The organism is Kamptonema formosum PCC 10802, from assembly GCF_000332335.1.
Taxonomy (GTDB): domain Bacteria; phylum Cyanobacteriota; class Cyanobacteriia; order Cyanobacteriales; family Oscillatoriaceae; genus Oscillatoria.
In genome coordinates, this window is the sequence record NZ_KB235948.1 from 3,828,720 (window position 1) to 3,848,401 (window position 19,682).

Genomic DNA, 19,682 nt, shown 5'->3' on the forward strand with positions numbered 1-19,682 from the left:
TTAGACAAAATCCGGTTAATCGCGATCCGAACTTTCTGGGTGGGGGGGGTTAAGGCATGCATCAGGGGAAGGCGGGGAGTTGCCGGTGAGAGGTTTGGGGAGTTGTTCAATTGTCAGGATCTGGCATATCTTGCCACCGGCACTCTGACTCGGGCATATTAACAGTGTAAGGCGTCAGCCCCCTTTTGAGTGGTGCCCACTCCCAGGCTTCCATACAAATCAACCGGATTTTGTATAGATAAGATAGCTATAACCTATAATAGGTATGGCTTGCGCGTTACAAAATTAGACAAAATCCGGTTAATCGCGATCCGAACTTTCTGGGTGGGGGGGTTAAGGCATGCATCAGGGGAAGGCGGGGAGTTGCCGGTGAGAGATCCACACTCAGGAGATCGCATATCTTGCCACCGGCACTCTGACTCGGGCATATTAACAGTGTAAGGCGGAAACCGCCCAATCACCGGCACCCGGCCAGTTTCGATACAAATTAACCGGATATAAGATAGAGCAGACAGCTATAACCCCTAAGGGATATGGCAGACACGTTATAAAATTAGACAAAATACGGTTAATCACAATATTAACATCCTGCAGCGGGGTGGCTTAAGGCATGCATCAGGGAAAGGTGGGGAGCTGCCGGTGAGAGATCCACACTCAGGAGAGGACATATCTTGCCACCGGCACTCTGACTCAAACCTATCAACAGTGTAAGGCGGAAACCGCCCAATCACCGGCACCCGGCCAGTTTCGATACAAATTAACCGGATATAAGATAGAGCAGACAGCTATAAACCCTAAGGGATATGGCAGGCACGTTATAAAATTAGACAAAATCCGGTTAATCACAATATGAACATCCTGCAGCGGGGTGGCTTAGCTTAAGGCATGCATCAGGGAAAGGTGGGGAGCTGCCGGTGAGAGATCCACACTCAGGAGAGGACATATCTTGCCACCGGCACTCTGACTCAAACCTATCAACAGTGTAAGGCGGAAACCGCCCAATCACCGGCACCCGGCCAGTTTCGATACAAATTAACCGGATATAGGATAGAGCAGACAGCTATAACCCCTAAGGGATATGGCAGGCACGTTATAAAATTAGACAAAATCCGGTTAATCACAATATGAACATCCTGCAGCGGGGTGGCTTAGCTTAAGGCATGCATCAGGGAAAGGTGGGGAGCTGCCGGTGAGAGCTCAACTGTCAGGAGGTGAAATATCTTATCACCGGCACTGAGACTCGGACATATTAACAGTGTACAGCCCTCGCCGAGCCGCCCCCCCATCACTGACGCCAAAACCCCAACCGCCGGCAGTTTTGATACAAATCAGTCGGATTTTGTCTTAAGTAAATCCCTGGAACTGTTTTTGAGCATGACTCTTGCGATCTAAAATTAGACAATTTCTGTTTAATTAGTTTCAAATTGCCCCGCCCCCCGGGCGAAACCCAGATCAGTTCGGAAAAGCCCCGCCGGGGAGCAATCCAAACTAATCAAACGTAATTTGTATAAGTTTAAATTCTGTGAATCATACATGATGGGAGTTACAGTCTTCAAAATCACACAGTTTCCGGTTAATCGCGATCCGAACTGTCCTGGGGGCGGAGGGGTGAGGGTTTGGGAGGGAGTTGCCGGTGAGAGGTGAAAAGCGTGCTCAACTTTCAAGAGCTAGGATATCGTGTCACCGGCACAATCATACATCCAACCCCAACCCTTGAATCAGAAACCTGGTTTCTCATCCCCCCCAGCCCCTGATCGCCCGGCAGAAACCGGGTTTCTGCGACAACTTTGGCATCCAACCCCAACCCTTGAATAAGAAACCCGGTTTCTTATTCCCTCCTCAGCCCCAACGTTTGAGAAACTAGGTTACTACCACAACTTCACAACTAGAAACCCTAGATTTTAAATCTTAGATTAGAGAGGCAATTGGACAGACCCTAATTTAACCTATCTAACTCAAATTTCTCCCTACAAGTCTAAACCTCTAGATCCCCCCAAACCCCCCTTAAAAAGAGGGGCTTTGAGAATGTCCCCCCTTTTTTTAGGGGGCTAGGGGGGGATCTCACCATACTCACTGGTAAGTAGCAACTTGAGCTATCTAATCTAGACTATCAAAATCTAAACCTATAAACCAGGTTGTGCCTTATGGGTTACGTCTTGAATATGCTCAGAGTCTGACATCTTAATGCTCACAATCTCTTGAGCATCCAGATCGCACTTCATCAGATCCACCATGCGAATAAGACGGCTTTCGTAGGTGTGGAAGTAGAACCGTTTGCTCTGCAAATCGCAAGCTGAAGTCCACACGGTATAGTCATAATGATCCGGAGTTTCCGAGTTCGGAGCGGGGCGCACTGAACCTCGGGGAATGTCGAAATTGTTAAGAATGTGGAAAGCCTGAAGCACAGCTTGCTCGCCAGTTTCTGCGGGGAGCACTGCCTGGGTAGTTTTACTGAATACTGCAGCTCGGACGAAGCGAGAGGGAGGCGTAAAATCACCGGGCAAGCCCAGCAACCCACTCCCCTCGCCAAATTGCTCCAGTTTCATCTCACTCAGCTCCACTGGCGGCACGTTTAACGGTGAAAGATTAACATAGTTGCGCAGGTTGGTCAGGTGCCAATCAAAAGTGGGAGAATTCCCTATCAATCCCAGCGGATTATCATGCAACGTTAACTGGCCCTTCACATATTCAACCACAACGCAATTGCCCTCGCTGTCATGAATGACGTAATGAAGCGGTGGGATAAAGCCAAATTCTTCAAATATGACTTTACCTACCTTCACAGTGGGCAATGCAGCTTTGACCTCTGACACTGTGGCGAACTGACTGAGCGCCCAAATCCCAAACTGATCGGGAGCGATAGTCTGGGGATAGTCTTTTTCCGACACCTCTTGGAAATCGGCATATCCGGGGAAATAAAATGAGCCAACCGCTAGCCCCTTTTCATTCAAGCCATCTGTGAGTACTAACGTATCTTTTGCGTTCGGGCCGGCACATGCGTACTTTGTCTCCCAGCTCAATCCCTGGGAGTTATTGTCTGGGGTTTTACCCGTTAACTTGTACTTCCGGGGGACGACAATAACATCCGATTCGATATCAACACCAAACTCCATCGTTCGGGCATGGATAACAGAGTTATCTTTCGCCTTTATGCGAATGCCGGTACACATGAAATCAAGACTCCTTACTAATTTTCGATATACAGCAATCAACAGTCAACTTAGGACTGCGTTGCGTTCGGCCAGCCCTCAGGGACATTGGGACATTGGGACGGGAGCATCCCGTTTTTGAAACTATCCTGGTGAGGGCGAAGAATTCGGATTATCAATTCCTGGTTTTGACCTAGAGATTATTCGCCCTCATGCTCGCCCCTACATAATCGGGATGCTCACCATTGGGACAGCCTCTGGCTGTCCTGCGGGTATAACCAACTCGGAGGTACGGCAAAAGCGCTCTTCGCGCCCGCAGCGCTGGCCCGCAGCTTCCCTAAAGGAACGGGCCGTACCTGGTGCTGTAACAGCACTTCTGTTACCTGTGAACATAATAACAGAGCTAGACTTTTTAAAAAATCATTTTTTCCTATGTCCCAAGGATTTTATATAAGTTTTTCAAATCAAGCCACTTTTCCCTAAAAAGCAATACCCAATGTCCAATCCACTTGCGGTTAAGTAATCTGACTCATGGAAGGGGGAATATCAGTCCAAATGTAAAGTTTTATAGCAATAGACAGCTCAGTAATGGACACGCTCCTTGGAAGGAACGCCTGTCCTACGAAGTATAGGCGTAGCTACGGCTTCGCCCTAGCCCCAAGATCTAGTGTCCTAACCTAAGTTGCTACTGCTCTATATCTGCACCCAATCACCAGGGGCTGCCAACGATCGTAAAAGCTGACCAGTAGAAAGGGTGAGAGAAATTTTCCAAGGGCAGTCGGGGTGCTGCCGGCTGAGGCGGACTCCCTGTGGGGCGCTGTAGCGAACCCCTTTGCAAAGGGACTTGCCCCCGGATCATCGCCATCTGCGCCTGTCTGAGCGCTTCCGCCTTAATCGGAGCGGTTTTCAGGTGACGGTAAAATTCACTCATCAGCGCCAGGGTGCCGGCATCGCTAACATACCACAAACTAGCCACAGCTGACTTGACGCCGCTCTGAACAGCTAAACCGGCAAACCCCAGCTCAGCCTGTTTGTCCCCGATCGCCGTCCTGCAGGCACTCAGCACCAAAAGCTGCACCGGCGAGTTTTTCCAGCCGAGATCGCGCATCTTGTCCAGCGTCAGCTTGGCGTCCCAAAACTGAATGTAGGATTTGTTCGCTTCCCCGGGCTGGAACTCGGCATGGGTGGCCAGGTGAACAATCCCAAAAGACTGCGGCTTCAGGTGAGACTGGAGATTAGCTAAAGTAAAGGCTTGGTTGAGGAACGTTTCACCGGGCCACAATTTGCCCACAATTGCCGACAGTTCCACCGGCACCGCCGGCAGCGGACTGAGTTTTTGGAATTCCGACGCCCCCATTGCCAAGACGCGGGAATTGCGGATGTCCGTATAGAGCGTATCAGTGAGCTTAAAAGCAGGAATGCGGGCGAGACTGTACTTTTCTACCAAAAACTGCTGCCCGTCATGCAAAGCAGCCAGGGGCATAGCCCGCAATCCTGGCCCAGCGCAGAAAAGCAGCGTATCGGCGCTTGCTGCTCGCAACTCGCTTTCCAGCGGCGCAACCATCCACTGATAGAGCTGTTGCGCTGGTTGCAGGTAAGAGGTGGTGCTGAGTTTTCTGGGGTTTTTGATTTGCTCGCCGAAATCTTGAACCACCTCCAGCAGCCTCTCTCGGGGCGCTGCCGGCACGAGAATGCGCACCGGCAGGCGCTGGGGGGCAATCAACACCAGTGCCAATTGCTGCGAGCCTGGAACCAGATAGATCAGGGCCGGTTTGGTGCCGGTCTTGCGCCCGATTGAGTCGAGAGTTGCCGCAATCTCCTGCGCCGTCAGCGGCAGGCCGGCGAGATTGGCTTTAAAGTAATCTTCATAAGACTCTTCCCAGTGGCGCTCGATGGCGGTGACAGCCTCCGCCAGGGATTCTTGCTTGAGGATGTCTTCGAGTTCTAGGGGCGCAGCAGCTGGTGCTGGGACAGTCTGTTCGGCAGCGTGTAGGGGCGGCACCCCGTACTCGCCAGAGGCGCTGCCGGGGGGCGGGACAGGGGAGTGTGCCGGCACCCCTTGTGCGGTGAGGGTTGCCGCCAGGATCGCGGCTGCTAGCAACCGGCTAATGCGGCGTACTGCTGATTTCATGGGGGGTTTCCCTGGGGCGAAACAGTCCAGTTTCCGGGATTGATTCTGGCGCTTGCTGGCGGCGTGCTGCCGGTGAGGAATTCAGGGGAATGCGGCTATCAGCTGTTTTTACTTAGTTTGAGTTCAAGCTCTATGTATAGCACATCAGAGGGTTAAAGATCATCCCCCTTACGGTATAAATTTGCCGGCACCTACACGCACTTGCCGAGCCCGCTCTCTGTGTGAGAATATCCCGCCCGCAGCGAAATAGTTCTATTTCTTAGATTGAGAGCCGGCTCCCCCACCTCCTGTGGGGCAAGGGATTCTGACCCCAGGGTGGGGCACTATACAATTAGTGACATTCCAAGCTGTAAAAAAACTACACTCCCCATTTGGGACAAGAATCAATGGATGCCTTCCTCACCAAACTGCGGCGCTCCCGATGGCTCAAAGACCAGGTGGGCAGGCAAGGGGCGCTGATTGTAGCCATCCCGGTTACCTGTCTGTTCGCCTCACTGCTGGCATTTGCGTGGCTGGAGTTTAACACCAAAGCGGCTCAAAAGCAGGTGCGACAAAGCGAGCGGGTACTTTTGCAAGCCAATCGCTTGCTGGCAACTGTGGTGGATGCCGAAACAGCCATCCAGGGTTACGGGCTGACGGGGCGTCCTGAATTTCTGGCACCCTATAAGGCAGCAAACAGCGTCTTGCCTGACTCGCTAAAAAAACTCGACCTTCTGGTTGAGAACAATCCCACCAGGCGTCAGCCGTTAAAAAAAATTGAAGAAAGCGCTCAGCAGAGAATGAATCTCTCGGGAAAGACGCTGGAGGCGATCGAGAGGTTGGGCAGCCAAACACGGCGATCGCCAGAACTGACTGCGCTGCTGGTGGAAAGCAAATTGAAGATGGATGCTCTGCGGGAACAGATTGCAGAGTTTGTTGCCTCGGAGGATTTGTTGCAGCGCCAGCTGAATGAGCAAATCACATACTGGCAGAGAAGTGCCAGCGCCGTGCAGTGGGCTGCAATGCTTGCCAGCCTGCTAGGCGGTTGCGCCTCCTGGCACCTGTTTCAGCGGCTGGAGCGGGAAGTGGGAGCGCGGGAAGCGGGTTTGCAAGAGAGTAAGGCTCGCATTCAGGCTGTGGTAGACAGCGCCGCCGATGGCATTATCACCCTCAGCGAGCTGGGGAATATTGAGTCGTTCAATCCTCAAGCCGAACGGATTTTCGGGTATAAAGTGGCGCAAATCAAAGGAGCGAACCTGCGGCGGCTGATCGCTGAGCCGGTCCGTCAGGACACGACTGGCGATCCGCTCAGCTATTTTCTGGGAACGGCGAGCGCTAAGCTGTGCAGCTGCCGGCGGGAAACTGTCGGGCGGCGGGCAACCGGCGCTAAGTTCCCAATGGAGCTGGCGGTTAGTGAGATGCGCGCCGGCGATCAGGTTTTGTTCATTGCGATCTGCCGGGACATCACGGAGCGCCGGAAAGCGGATGAAACCGTGCGCAACCAAGCGCAGTTGCTGGATCTGGCGAATGACAGCATCCTGGTACTGGACATCAACGGTACGATTTCTTATTGGAATCAGGGAGCCAGACGGCTGTACGGATGGAAGAAGAAAGAAGCTCTCGGGAAAAACGCCCACGCGCTCTTGCAAACCCTATTTCCCCACCCTGTGGAGAAAATCAAACAAGTGCTGTTGCGGGAGGGTCACTGGGAGGGGGAACTGGTTCATAGCAAGCGCGACGGCACAAAAGTGAATGTGGCCAGCAGCTGGACTTTGCAGCGGGATGAGGAGGGCCAGCCAGTGGCCATTTTAGAAATCAACAATGATATCACCCAGCGCCAGCAAGCGCAGAAGGCTCTGCGCGAATCGCAGAAAATGTTGCAGCTGGTGATGGACAGCATCCCGCAGTTTATATTTTGGAAGGATGGGAATTCTGTCTACCTGGGGTGCAATAACAATATGGCGTGGCTGCTGGGGTTGAACAGTCCGGCAGATATTATTGGCTTGACGGACTTTGACCTGCCGGTGAGCCGAGAGCAAGTCTATCGCACGCGGGAGTTTGACCGGCAGGTGATGGAAACGAATACGCCGATTTATCACGTTGTCGAGCGCTTCTCGCTGCAGGAGCCCGAGAGCAAACTGATTTGTGCCGATGCCAACAGAGTTCCACTTACGGATGCGGCGGGGAAGGTGGTGGGAATTCTGTGCACCTTCGACGATATCACCGACCGCATACGGGCAGAGGCTGCTTTGGCGGAGAGCGAGCAGCGCTTCCGCGCCACCTTCGAGCAGGCGGCTGTCGGGATTGCTGAAAAGACACTGGACGGCCAATTTCTTCGGGTTAATCAAAAGCTCTGTGAGATTTTGGGCTACACCCGGGAAGAACTTCTGGGGCGGATGTTTCAAGAGCTCACCCACCCAGATGACTTGCAGGCTAACCTGGGGCTGTTGCGAAAACTGCAAGCGGGAGAGATGGAAACTTACTCGCTGGAAAAGCGTTACATCCGCAAAGATGGGCTGCCGGTGTGGGTGAATTTGACGGTCTCGCTGCTGCGCCACCCGGAGGGCAACCAATCTCTGATGGGGGTGGTGGAGGATATCACGCACCGCGTAGAGGCGCAGGAGGCGCTGCAAGCCCGAGCTGAAGAACTGGCCCGCACGACTGCTATTTTGGCGAAAACCACTGCGGTGCTGCGCAAGCGCAATCAGGAACTCGACCAGTTTGCTTATGTGGTTTCCCACGACTTGAAAGCGCCGCTGCGGGCAATCTCTAACCTCAGCAGCTGGATTGAAGAAGACCTCGGCGACGCGCTGACTGGGGAGACTCAGCACCAAATGAATCTGCTGCGCGGTCGCGTACAGCGCATGGAAGCGCTCATTAATGGGCTGCTGCAATATTCCCGCGTCGGGCGGGTTCAGAATGCTGTGGAAACTGTGGATGTCGGTCAGTTGCTCGCTGATGTGATTGATTCTATAGCGCCGCCACCTTCATTTACTGTGGACGTTGCACCGGCAATGCCGGCTCTTGAGACGCAGCGGTTGCCCCTGCAGCAGGTGTTTGCTAATCTGATCGGCAATGCCATCAAACACAACCGCTCTGGCTCTGGCTGTGTGAAAATATCTGTTCGAGAGGACGGCGATTTTTACGAATTTGCTGTGGCTGATGACGGTCCGGGAATCGCCCCCGAGTACCACGAGAAAGTGTTTGCGATCTTTCAAACTTTGGAAGCTCGCGACATTGTGGAAAACACCGGCATCGGTCTGGCGCTCGTCAAGAAAATTGTGGAGAGCCAGGGGGGGACTATCCACCTGGAATCCCGAGAAGGTCAAGGCGCAATTTTTCGCTTCACATGGCAGAAAAAACAAGCTCAACATTATTAAACTATGGAAGATAAAATCATTCATCTTTTACTCGTAGAGGACGATGAGGTTGACGTGATGAACGTCCGCCGAGCGCTAAAAAAAAACAATATCAATTGCCCGCTTTACGTTGCTACAAACGGGATTGAGGCTCTGGCTATGTTGCGGGGAAATGGCAAGCCACCACAGATTCCACCCCTGCGCCGGCTCATCTTGCTCGACATCAATATGCCCAAGATGAATGGGATCGAATTCCTGAGGGAATTGCGAGCTGACCCTGACTTGAGAATGATCCCGGCTATCGTGCTTACCACTTCTAATGAGGATAGAGATAAGGTGGAAGCCTATAACTTAAATGTGGCTGGATATATCCTGAAGCCGGTGACGTTTTCCAGTTTTGTTGATGCGATTGCCACGCTCAACAGATACTGGACGATGAGTGAAATTCCTTAATATAGCGGTTCTATTTGATTTGTGCAAATTAGTCCTTAAATACACCGCCCAGTCGCCATCGCCCCCACGAAACCGTACCCATGGCCAGCGCCTGGAGGTAAATTTGACAGTTTCCGAAAGAATGGTTTTTACAAATTCCCGGGTTTAGACCGGTTTTGTATATATGCTTTCTTCCGGAAACCAGAAATGTGTGCCCGTTGCTCCCAAAAATTGCCCCCACAGACGGGCCCAATGTCCCATGTCAGATGCCCAATGGCCAAAAAAACCGGAGCAGTCCCCCACGAAACCGTACCAATGGCCAGCGCCTGGAGAAAATTTTTACAGTTTCCGAAAGAATGGTTTTTACAAATTACCGGGTTTAGACCGGTTTTGTATATATGCTTTCTTCCGGAAACCAGAAAAGTGTGCCCGTTGCTCCCAAAAATTGCCCCCACAGACGGGCCCAATGGCCCATGCCAGATGCCCAATGGCCCAAAAAACCGGAGCAGTCCCCCACGAAACCGTATCAATGGCCAGCGCCTGGAGAAAAATTTTACAGTTTCCGAAAGAATGGTTTTTACAAATTCCCGGGTTTAGACCGGTTTTGTATATATGCTTTCTTCCGGAAACCAGAAAAGTATGCGGTTGGCTGACAAACATTGCCCCCACAGTCGGGCCCAATGTCCCATGCCCCATCGGCGGCTGGCCCATCGGCGGCTGGCCCATCGGCGGCTGGCTCATGCCCAATGGCCAAGGTTTAATTGTTCTGGTTGGGGGATCTTTCCGACAGCAGTAGCGCCCGAGCCGCCTCGCTGTCCACCGGCTTGGAGAAAAAATATCCCTGCCCGTACTCGCACTGCAGCGTCCGGAGGATCTCCATCTGCTGGGGCGTTTCCACACCTTCGGCGACGGCATCCATGCCCAGATTGTGAGCCAGCCGGACAATGGTCTGGACAATTTCTGAATTGTCGCTATCCGCAGTCATGCGGCTGACAAAAGAGCGGTCAATCTTCAAGGTATCGACCGGCAGCTGGTGCAATCGCGCCAGAGAGGAGTAGCCGGTGCCAAAGTCATCAATCGACAGTTGAATGCCCAGGGCTTTCAGCTGCTCTAGCATACCGATCTGAGCGGCGGTATTTTGCATGATAGCGCTTTCAGTGATCTCCAGCTTCAAACTGCCTTGATTGATACCCGTCTCCCGCAGAATTTGGTCAAGCCGCTCAATCATCCCCAGCTGCCCCAACTGGACGCCAGACAGATTCACGCTCATCATCAAAGGCTGAGGGGCTGGAAATGCCCTCTGCCAGAGCCCCAGCTGCCGGCACGCCTCCCGCAGCACCCAGCGGTCGATAAAGCTAATCAGCCCAGTTTCTTCTGCCAAGGGGATAAACTCTCCCGGGGGAACCATCCCCCGCGAGGGGTGTTCCCAGCGCACCAGCGCTTCAAAACCGGCAATCTTGCCGGTCGCGAGCGAGACAATCGGCTGGTAAAAGACCTGAAACTGCCGGCGCTGAATCGCCCGCTGCAGGTCGCTTTCCAACTGCAAGCGCGTCAGGGCTCCTAAATGCATGGCTGGGTGGAAGACAGCGCAGTGCGCTTGACCGTGCACTTTGGCGTCGTGCATCGCCGTGTCGGCGTCGCGCAGGATGTCCTCTGGCAGGTCATAAATCAGGGCGGGCAGTTGAGAGTGGGGATTTTCCTGGTTCGAGACGCGATTCGAGACACGATTTATCGCGTCTCTACAAGAGGCGACCGATGGCGTGTGTTCGAGATGCTCGTCTCTCCAACTTAGCGCAATGCCGATACTGGTAGTGGAGAACACCTCACGCCCATCGAGGTCAAACGGCAACGCCAGTTGCTGGTAAATTCGCTCCGCGATGCTCATCGCCTGCGAGACGTCCTGAATATCCGCCAGCAGAATGGCAAACTCGTCCGATCCGACTCGGGCGGCGGTGTCTGTGGGGCGCAGGCACTTCTGGAGCCGGCGGGCGGTGGCAATCAGCAATTTGTCGGCTACCAGGTGTCCGAGGCTGTACTTAACAATCCCGAACCGCTCCATATCGAGAAACAGTACGGCAAATAAACCCCCCTCCCCCAGTCTGGCACGCTCAATCAGCTCTGCGGCGCGAGCCAGGAACAGGGCTCGGTTGGGCAGCCCGGTCAGCAGGTCGTAGAAAGCATAATATTGCAGTTTCTCCTCCACTCGCTTGCGCAGCGCTGACGCGCCGCTAGCGCTAACGGTGATGTCAGTAATGGCGCTCAGAGCGCCGGCGCAGCTGCCACCGGCATTGAAGATCGGATGGGTAGAGACAATGGCCCACAGCTCTGAGCCGTCTTTGCGGCGGAATTGCAAATCCTGACGCTCCTGGATGCCCTGCCGGCGGAGCGACCTGCCGGTCGCGGCCAGGGTTTGCGATGCCTCGTCCAAGAACGCCTGCAGTGGCTGCCCTTGCATTTCCTCTGGGGTGTAGCCCAGCATTTCTGCCATTTGCCGGCTGACAAAAACTGTTTTGTCTTCCGCATCGAGAACCCAAACCCCTTCTATGGTGCTTTCCCGCAGCTGCTCAATCGCCCGCACGCGGTCGGTGACCTCTGCCACCATTGAAAGCACTCCTGTGACTGTGCCATCGGCTTGTTTGAGCGGCGTGTTGTGCCACTCGCAGATAATCGTGCGGCCATCTTTGGTGAGGTTCTCGTTGAGGCTGTGCGCCGTCATGTCCCCTTCCTTCAGCCGCTGCTTGAGGCTGTCGAGATCGAGGCGAAGCGCTTCCGGAACAAGCCGGTCGGGGACACTGCCTTGGACTTCTGCCTTGGTGAAACCAAAAATTCTTTCTGCAGCGGGATTCCAATCGGTAATGCGAAACTCCGAATCGTGAAGGATGCAGCCAATTGGCATGCGGTTAATTTGCATCAAATGGTGCTCTTGCAGCTGTTTGGTTTTCTCAAACAGCTGGGCGTTGAGAATCGCCATCGCGCACCGCTCTGCGGTGATTTCCAGCAGGTGTGTCTGGCGCTCGCTACAGGGGTGGAGGCTGTGCCAGTCAGCGTGGAGGACGCCCAGCAGGGTGCTGTTGCGCTTCAGCGGCACGCCCAGCATGCTGCGAATGCCGAGCTGTTTGATGAATTCAGTGCTGGTGCGAGGGTCAGTTTGGGCGTCCTCTATATAGAGGGGCTGCTCGAGTGCGGCAATTGTGCCGGCGAACCCCTGCCCGATCTCAACAGGGCTGTCGTAGGGGCAGCGGCTCGCCGAGCTTCCTTCCAGCCCTGCGCAGGCGCGCAGGTGCAGCTGGCCATTTTCCTCCTGCAGGATCGCCGCAAAGTCAGCCCCCATTACCTCTACAATTCGCCCGAGCAGCGCGTCGAGCAGTTCTTCCAGATTCAGGGTGCTGATTCCGCTGGCGGTGACGGCGCTGAGGGCAGCGAGGTCTTCTGTCTCTCGCCTGAGTTGCTCGATCAGGCGCTCCCGCTCCCGCTCGAGGGTTTTGCGCTCGGTTATATCCGAAATGATACCCATTGCACCGGCAATCTTGCCCTTGGCGTCGCGCAGCGGTGCGGTGGAGATGCAGACGTCTATCAGGGTGCCATCTTTCCGCCGGCGCTGCGTTTCCCAGCCAGTAACGGCTTCCCCCTGGAACACAGTCTCCAGCACCCCTGTGAGTTCGTCGAGTTTGTCTTCCGGAACCACACGAAGAGGGCGTCCTTTGACTTCCTGGGAGCTCCACCCAAAAATCCGCTCTGCAGCTGGATTCCACAGCTGAACTCTCCCCTGCAAATCGAGGATATTTATGGCCACCGGCGCGGCTTCAATCAGCGCCTGCAGTTTGCGCTCGGTTTCCCGCAATGCCTGCTCTGCCTGCAAGCGACCGGTAATGTCGTGCGCTCTGCCTATGACGCCGGTGACGTTGCCCTGACGGTTGCGACAGGCGCTTTTGGTGGTGAGAAACGTTCGCCCGCCCGTCTTGAGTGTGGCGACTTCTTCGTAGGGTTGAGTTTGACTTATTGCGATGACTCTCCTATCTGCTCCCACAATTTCTCGGGCGGTTTCCGGCGGAAAGAATTCTGTGTCGTCGCGCCCCAGCACTTCCTCCACCGGCTTGCCGAGGAGGCAGGCAGCGGCGGTATTCACTGTCAAATAGCGACCCAGAAGATCCTTGACAAAAATCGGATCTGTTGTGCTTTCTATCACAGACTGCAGCGCGCCGCACTTTTCCTGCTCAATTCGCGCGCTCCGGCGCATTAGCAGATAGACCAGTCCGCTTGTTGCCAATAGAAACGCCCAGCCTGTAACGGCGACCGGCCAGGCTAGCCCGGCTAGGTCGTAGCTCGGCGCACTGGGCAGCCGGTGGGAAAACAGCACCCACAGGCTGCTGAGCGAGGCATATAGAAAGACAACTCTAATAGCTAAATTCTCTACAGAGGCACGTTCGCTTTTGCGCCGTCCTCTCAGGACATTGGATTTCATAATTCACGGCACTGAATTTTTCGGGCGCTGTTGTGTCAGCCTGTTGCCTTCTGCCAGTTTAGCAGTCCGGCATTTTTACTTGACGAGGGGGTGTTCCCACCTGCTCCCGGCGGCCACGGGGGGCGGCCACGGGGGGCGGCCACGGGGGGTGAGCAACGCTCTCTACTGTGTGGCAAATATTTCCGATCGAACCCGCCCCTACTAGGGGCTGAATCACGAAAAGCGCAGCCAGGACAATCCCACCCAATAGCGCCAGGGGCACCCACAGCTCGGCTGTGCTCTAACATCTGATCTCGATTTTAGTTTTTGGATTTGAAATTGAGCGAAACCTGCTACAATTCATAATATAACCCTTTTCCTGCTTTGGCAAAATCCCCCGTCTATTACTAACTAATCTTCCGGAGGTTGCTGAATTTTACTTCCCCTCGCTTCTCGATCGAGAGGGGTGGGAGTGAGGGCGGTCAGGAGCGTCCCTCTTTGACAAAAATATGGCGAGCTTTAGGAGAGGCAGAGCGAAAGAACTGGCACCGTGAGGTGGCGGTTTCGGTATATTTACGCTATCGGGATGCTGGCGGGAGAACTCTTGGTTTCGCAGGAGAACAGAGAATTAAGAGATGTTCATATAATTTACATTTGGTGAGGGGTGGCGAGTTCAGGAACTTGCATGGGAAGGTGCGTTGCGCGCTTGAGAGCAACACACCCGGCTGTTAAATTCAGCGTTTTAAGTCTAGCTCTATAATGTAAAGAAAAAGTTATGTAAAAGTTAAAGATGGCACCCACAGAGGCGGTGATATGGCGGCGGGAGCGAACAGCCCTGGTAAAAGGTGCTGCCCTCACCGGGGACGCTCTCGGCCCAGATGTGGCCTCCGTGCTGCTGGGCGATGCTGCGGCAGATGGCCAGACTGAGGCCGGTGCCGCCTTTATCTCGGGAGTCGGAGGCGTCTACTTGTCCGAAGCGCTCGAAGACTGTCTCTAGTTTATCTGGGGGGATGCCCCGCCCTTGGTCTTTGACCGCGATCGGGCAGTAGGGGGATTGGGGGTTGGGAATTTGGGCCGGGATTGGGGGATTTGGGGATTGTTTTGGAACTGAGCTAGGCGGCTTTTGGACTTCGCCAGTCAGCCAGACGGTTGTGCCTGGGGGGGATAATTTTAGAGCATTGCTGAGCAAATTTGTCAAGGTCTGGAGGATGCGGTCGGGGGCGGCGCAGAGTGGGGCGTCTGCCGGGATGAGGGAGAGGGTGATGCCGGCAGTTTCGGCTGCCGGCTGCATGGCTTGTGCCGCCCGCACTATCAGGGAGTGCGAGATTGCAGGTCTGTTTTTCCATTTTGAGGTGGCCGGAGTTGAGGCGCTCGATATCGAGGATGTCGTTCACCAGGCGCACTAAGCGGTTGGTGTTGGCGGCGGCAATGTCGAGCATCCGCTGGGCTCTTTCGGGGTGGGAGCGCAGCAAGCCGCCGGTGAGCAAACCTAAAGATCCGCGAATCGACGTGAGGGGGGTGCGCAGTTCGGGCGCTGCACATTGGTGGGATGAACCCGGCACCCCAACCCCCTCCCCGCGCTTCGGGGAGGGGGAGTAAGAGGGGTTTTTGATGAGTGGAAAAAGTTTCAATCATCCTTCTACTGTGCGACGCCGATTTTTTCTCCATTTTTTTTGAGATGAATCAGCTCTCCGCGCCAAGAGCCGGTGGTGGCTAAGGCGTCAAAGGCGGACTGTTTGTCTTCTGGTTGCAGCCAGCGATATTGAGTGACTTCTGCTTGGGGTCTGCCGAGGACTTCATCAGTTGAGAAATGATATAGTCTTTCCGCCGCTTGATTCCAATAAATAATGCGCTGTTGAATATCGACTGCTACCACGGCGTCGCTGACATGAGACAGGACAAATGCCTGAAATCTTAGCTGTTCTTCTACTTTCTCGCGGCGGGCTATTTCCTGTCGCAGCTGTTCGTTGGTTCTGAGCAGTTCGCCGCTGCGCTGCTCGACGAGCTGTTCGAGCCGGTCGCGGTACTGTTTCAATTCTTCCTCAGCGCGAACGCGCTCGGTGGTGTCGCGCATGACAGACAGGTGCCGGTGGGGCAGAAAGTTGGCGGTTGCAGCGCTTTTTTTGCGTTTTTTAATAAGTGGGATGCGCTCGCCCTGGCGGAACGCAAGCTAGAGATATAATAAAGTTAAGCGAAACAGAGGTCGCTGTTCAGTATGGAAAATAAATTGACACAAGCCCAGCTCGATCGAGTGATTGCTGAAGTGCAGCGGCTGTCGCTGCGCCGCGAGGCTGAACTGGACCGGCAGCAGGTTCAGGAGATTTTGCAAGAACTGAATCTGTCACCGGATTTACTGGATGAGGCGCTGGTGCAAATTCAAAGGCGGGAAGCGCTTTCGGTTCGGCAGCGGCGCAACCGGTGGATTGTGGCGGGAGTCACCGCTGCTTTGATAGGCGCAATTGCGACTGCGACGGTGTTTGTACAGCACCGGCAGCAGGTGTTGGCTCGCGTGTCCACCTATGAGAGTCGAATTGCGCTCGATCTGGAGCGTGGGGAAAATGTGAGTGCGGTTGACCGGCAATCGGGTCCAACGGTTTTCTACCGCGTCACTCTCAGTGAAGCGCCGGTGGGTGAAAAACTCTCTCTCTCCTGCGATTGGACCGATCCGAGTGGCAGAGTGGCTCATCAAAACCGCTATCAAACTCGCGAGATTGACCGGGCTGTTTGGCCCACTTATTGCTATTACCAGTTGGGCCCAAATTCGGCTGCCGGCACTTGGCAGGTGCGGATGTTTTTGGATGGGCGCACTCTCACTACGAGTTCTTTTGTGGTAAAATAGTAAAAGGCACAGGTGAGATGCCTGGAAAAGTCACAGGCGTCTCGCCTGTGCTACGTCTCAATGGGGAGGTGCTGTTTTGGCCGGTGCTACGTCAAAAATAAGATAATTTCTGAATAAATTGCGATGGCTGTAGTTGTCTCAAAACCTTATGATTTTTTTGGCTATTGGGGCTGGTGCTATCAGCCTGAATTGCAACAAGAACTCCTGGACGCTATTGTCGGCGGAGGCGCTAAGCTTAAGGCTAAGAGGTTAAGCCGGCAGTCGAGTGGCGGCGAGAGTAAAAATGATGGTGAGAGGGATTGTGTTTGGGGTGTGGCTCACACCGGCACTCCTGACACCGGCACTCCAATTTATAGTGAGGACTTCAGTCCTGACTGCCAACAAGAAGTCACAATCGCCTCTGTGAGTGCGGCGGGATTGCCTGAAACGCCGGAAGCTTGGGTTAAAATGTTAGGAGAGTGCCTGATTTTGGGGCGGGAACCGTTTGGGCGCGCGCCTCTTTACTGGAGTCGGCTGGGAGAAACGATCTGGTTTTCTTCGCGGCTGCAACTGTTACTGCCGGTGATTGAAAGCCGGCAAGTTAGTGTGCCGGCTTTGTACGGATACAGCTGTTTTTCCTATGTGCCGGCACCCCTGTCGCCGGTGGCTGGGATTTTTGCGGTGCCGGCGGGATGTGAAGTGAGGTTTTTTGGCAGAAACGAGGGAGATATCCGCACGGAAAGACTGCGGGAGTGGCGGGAAGCGCCGGCACTATTGCGGGATGAGGAATCGGCGGTGGCGCAACTGCAAACTTTGCTTTTTGACGCCACCCACCGGCAAATTGCCGGCTTGCCTTCCGAACCGGTGGGTGTGTTTTTGTCTGGGGGGATTGATTCCTCAACGGTTGCGGCTTTGCTGGTGCTTTCGGGGGTGAGGGTGCGGGCTTACGCCTTGGATTTTGAGCCTATTTTGGGGCAAACCGGCACTGCAGAATTGCCCTACGCCCAGCAGGTGGCTGAGTTCCTGAATATTCCTTTAGTCAAAGTGCCGGTGACGCCGCAGAAAATACGGCAAGCGCTGACATCCGCCGCCTCCGCTTTGGATTTGCCTTTTGGGGATGGGGCGACTTTGCCTTTATTTTTGTTGGGGGAAGTTGCCAGTCAGGAGACATCTGTTGTTTTCAATGGGGAGAATGGCGACCAATTATTTGCCGGTTGGACGAATAAGCCGCTGATTGCTGCCGGTGTTTACAATCGGGAAAACCCGGCTGGTGCCAAGGACTTTAACCGGCACTATCTCGACACGTTTCACGCCCTCTGCGGGTATGAAGCGCAGATTTACCAGCCAGATGTGCTGGCTCAAGTGGGGGATTTGAATCCAGAAGATTGGCTGCAAGAGGCGCTAGATCCGCAATTTAGCTCTAATCTCCTGGCAAGATTGCGCCGCGCTAGTTTGATGCTGAAAGGGGCGCAAAATATCCAGCCCCGAGCCAACAATATAGCCCGGTATCAAGGGATGTGGGTGCGATCGCCTTTTTGCGATTTGCCTCTGACGGAATGGACATTTCAGCTGCCCGGAGAATTTTGCTTGCGCGGCGCTTGCGAAAAGTATATACTGAAAAAAGCTGTAGAGTCCTGGCTCCCGCCGGCAGTCGTCTGGCGAGAGAAGCAAGGAATGGCAGTGCCGGTGACAGCTTTGTGCTTAAATTCCCTGCGAAAGGAGGTAAGATATTGGTTAAGTCCGTGGCGATTGCGAGAGCAAGGAATATGGCAGCCGCAACTCCCTTTCCGGGTAATAACCGGCCAAATGGGGGGGAATGTGCGCGGGGGAAGAATTGGCAGAATTATGTGGCTGCTGATGATGTGGCAAGTCTGGGCAGCAGCTGTTTTAGGCGAGAAACCCCTCCTTCCCGATCCTCCCTTGGCGTCTATGGCGTCTTGGCGGTTCATAAAATCAATACCCTCCAGCAAATTATTGTACGATTTGCTTTACTTCCCCCCTTGGGGCTGGAAGCGCCGGTGAATCAAAGATTAACGTTTTCGGACACTTAATGGAGAGTGTGAGCAGTGATAGAAATTCAAGAAAACCTGCCGTCAAAGACTTTACATGCAGCGCCGTTTGATGTAGAATTAGGGAGGGAGTTGCTCGACACCTATGGCTCTCCGCTTTATGTCTATCAGGGCGACCGGCTTCGGGAGACGATTCGCCGGATTAGCGGGGCAATTCCCTATCCGCACACGCAGTTTCACTTCGCCAGCGTGACGAATGGCAATGTGGCGCTGCTGCAGGTTTTTCAGAAAGCCGGTTGGGGGCTTCACGCGAACACGCCGGGAGATATCTATTTAGGGCTGCAGGCGGGATTTGCCCCCGGCAAAATTGTCTACACCGGCAGCAATCTCAGTCGCGAGGACATGCAGCAAGTGCTGGGGTGGGGCGTCAGGACGTTTAATTTAGATAGTATTGCCCAGGTGCAGCTGTTTTGCGATGTGTGTGGGGCGGAAGTCGGGGGAGATGCCGGTGAAGTGCGGCTGGGATTGCGGTTAAATTTGCCGGAAATTGCGGGAGACAGTCGCATTGGCGTGCGCCCGGAGGAATTTCCAGCGGCAATTGCCATTGCGAAATCCGTTAGGTTAAAATTGAGTGGGCTGCATTTTTATCGCGGCACCGGCACGAATGCCACCCAAGCTTTCACGCAAGTGATGGATGCGGTTATTGTCACAGCCCAAAAGCTTCCAGACTGGAAATATCTGGATTTTGGGGGCGGGTTTGGCTATCCCTATCATGCCGGTGGGGTGGCGTTTGACTGGGAACTGTTTGGGGCTGAGTTGGCGCAGAAACTTACTGCTGTGGGGCGAGAAATTGAACTGGTGATTGAACCGGGGAGGGCGGCAATTGCCGGCTGCGCAAGTTTACTCGCTCGGGCGATTTCTGTCAAGTGGCAAGAGGACAAGCAAATTGTTGGCGTCGATACAAGTATTGCCAACTTAGCTGTGCTATCTGTACATGGGGGCTACCGGGAAATTGTCACTCTGCAATCTGGGGAAGGGGAAGTGGCGCAACCCCGGCATGTGACGGATATCTGCGGCAATACTACCTATTCCCGCGACTATCTGGGGAGGAATTGCCGGCTGCCGGCTTTACAAATGGGAGATATTGTGGCAATCTTAGATGTGGGAGCTTATGGATATGCGATGTCTTCGCATTTTCTGCACCGCCCCCGCCCGGCAGAGGTGTTGCTGGAAGCGGGGGGGCAGCGGCTGATTCGCCGGCGTGAGGATTATAATGTTTTGCTGAACAACCAAGTGTTTTAAGAGGGGCTGTATATGGGTATGAAATGTGTGATGTGCGGCACGGATAATAATTTAAAGGAGCG

At 54.2% G+C, this 19,682-nt stretch carries 11 protein-coding genes; 5 read left to right on the forward strand and 6 right to left on the reverse strand.

Annotation, left to right across the window (positions count from 1 at the left end):
- Positions 1-2,123: 2,123 nt before the first annotated feature.
- Both OSC10802_RS0116505 and OSC10802_RS0116510 read right to left on the reverse strand, forming a co-directional pair.
- Positions 2,124-3,170, reverse strand: coding sequence for a linear amide C-N hydrolase (locus tag OSC10802_RS0116505; protein ID WP_063711960.1), 1,047 nt, complete (start codon positions 3,168-3,170; stop codon positions 2,124-2,126).
- 688 nt (positions 3,171-3,858) lie between these two features.
- Complete coding sequence (locus tag OSC10802_RS0116510; protein ID WP_017717881.1) at positions 3,859-5,280, reverse strand: CHAT domain-containing protein; 1,422 nt, start codon at positions 5,278-5,280, stop codon at positions 3,859-3,861.
- 371 nt (positions 5,281-5,651) lie between these two features.
- Here OSC10802_RS0116510 and OSC10802_RS0116515 point away from each other — a divergent pair, with 371 nt between their 5' ends.
- The gene (locus OSC10802_RS0116515; RefSeq protein WP_232731696.1) at positions 5,652-8,639 is read left to right on the forward strand and encodes a PAS domain S-box protein; all 2,988 of its coding nucleotides are present in this window, start codon (positions 5,652-5,654) and stop codon (positions 8,637-8,639) included.
- Between the two features lie 3 nt (positions 8,640-8,642).
- Positions 8,643-9,071: a response regulator gene (locus OSC10802_RS0116520; protein ID WP_017717883.1), complete on the forward strand. Its 429-nt coding sequence runs from the start codon at positions 8,643-8,645 to the stop codon at positions 9,069-9,071.
- A gap of 736 nt (positions 9,072-9,807) precedes the next feature.
- On the opposite strand, the gene OSC10802_RS44470 is transcribed toward OSC10802_RS0116520, so the two are convergent.
- The 4 genes from OSC10802_RS44470 to OSC10802_RS0116545 form a co-directional block, all read right to left on the reverse strand.
- A complete protein-coding gene (locus OSC10802_RS44470) occupies positions 9,808-13,512 on the reverse strand; it encodes a PAS domain S-box protein (protein WP_017717886.1) in 3,705 nt (1,234 codons plus the stop codon).
- A 763-nt stretch (positions 13,513-14,275) separates the two neighbouring features.
- Positions 14,276-14,689, reverse strand: a complete 414-nt coding sequence (locus OSC10802_RS54550; protein ID WP_232731826.1) for a sensor histidine kinase — start codon at positions 14,687-14,689, stop codon at positions 14,276-14,278.
- A complete protein-coding gene (locus OSC10802_RS54555) occupies positions 14,604-15,122 on the reverse strand; it encodes a histidine kinase dimerization/phospho-acceptor domain-containing protein (RefSeq protein ID WP_026098550.1) in 519 nt (172 codons plus the stop codon). Before OSC10802_RS54555 ends, OSC10802_RS54550 begins: the two co-directional genes overlap by 86 nt.
- 8 nt (positions 15,123-15,130) lie before the next feature.
- Positions 15,131-15,565: a PAS domain-containing protein gene (locus tag OSC10802_RS0116545; protein ID WP_026098551.1), complete on the reverse strand. Its 435-nt coding sequence runs from the start codon at positions 15,563-15,565 to the stop codon at positions 15,131-15,133.
- A gap of 141 nt (positions 15,566-15,706) precedes the next feature.
- On the opposite strand from OSC10802_RS0116545, the gene OSC10802_RS0116555 reads away from it, so the two are divergent.
- The 3 genes from OSC10802_RS0116555 to OSC10802_RS0116565 all read left to right on the forward strand — a co-directional run bounded on the left by OSC10802_RS0116555 (position 15,707) and on the right by OSC10802_RS0116565 (position 19,620).
- Positions 15,707-16,330 (forward strand): hypothetical protein, encoded by a 624-nt coding sequence (locus OSC10802_RS0116555; protein WP_017717889.1) that lies wholly within the window; start codon positions 15,707-15,709, stop codon positions 16,328-16,330.
- Between the two features lie 123 nt (positions 16,331-16,453).
- Complete coding sequence (locus OSC10802_RS0116560) at positions 16,454-18,331, forward strand: asparagine synthetase B family protein (protein ID WP_017717890.1); 1,878 nt, start codon at positions 16,454-16,456, stop codon at positions 18,329-18,331.
- A gap of 44 nt (positions 18,332-18,375) precedes the next feature.
- Positions 18,376-19,620, forward strand: coding sequence for a diaminopimelate decarboxylase family protein (locus OSC10802_RS0116565; protein ID WP_017717891.1), 1,245 nt, complete (start codon positions 18,376-18,378; stop codon positions 19,618-19,620).
- Positions 19,621-19,682: the final 62 nt, after the last annotated feature.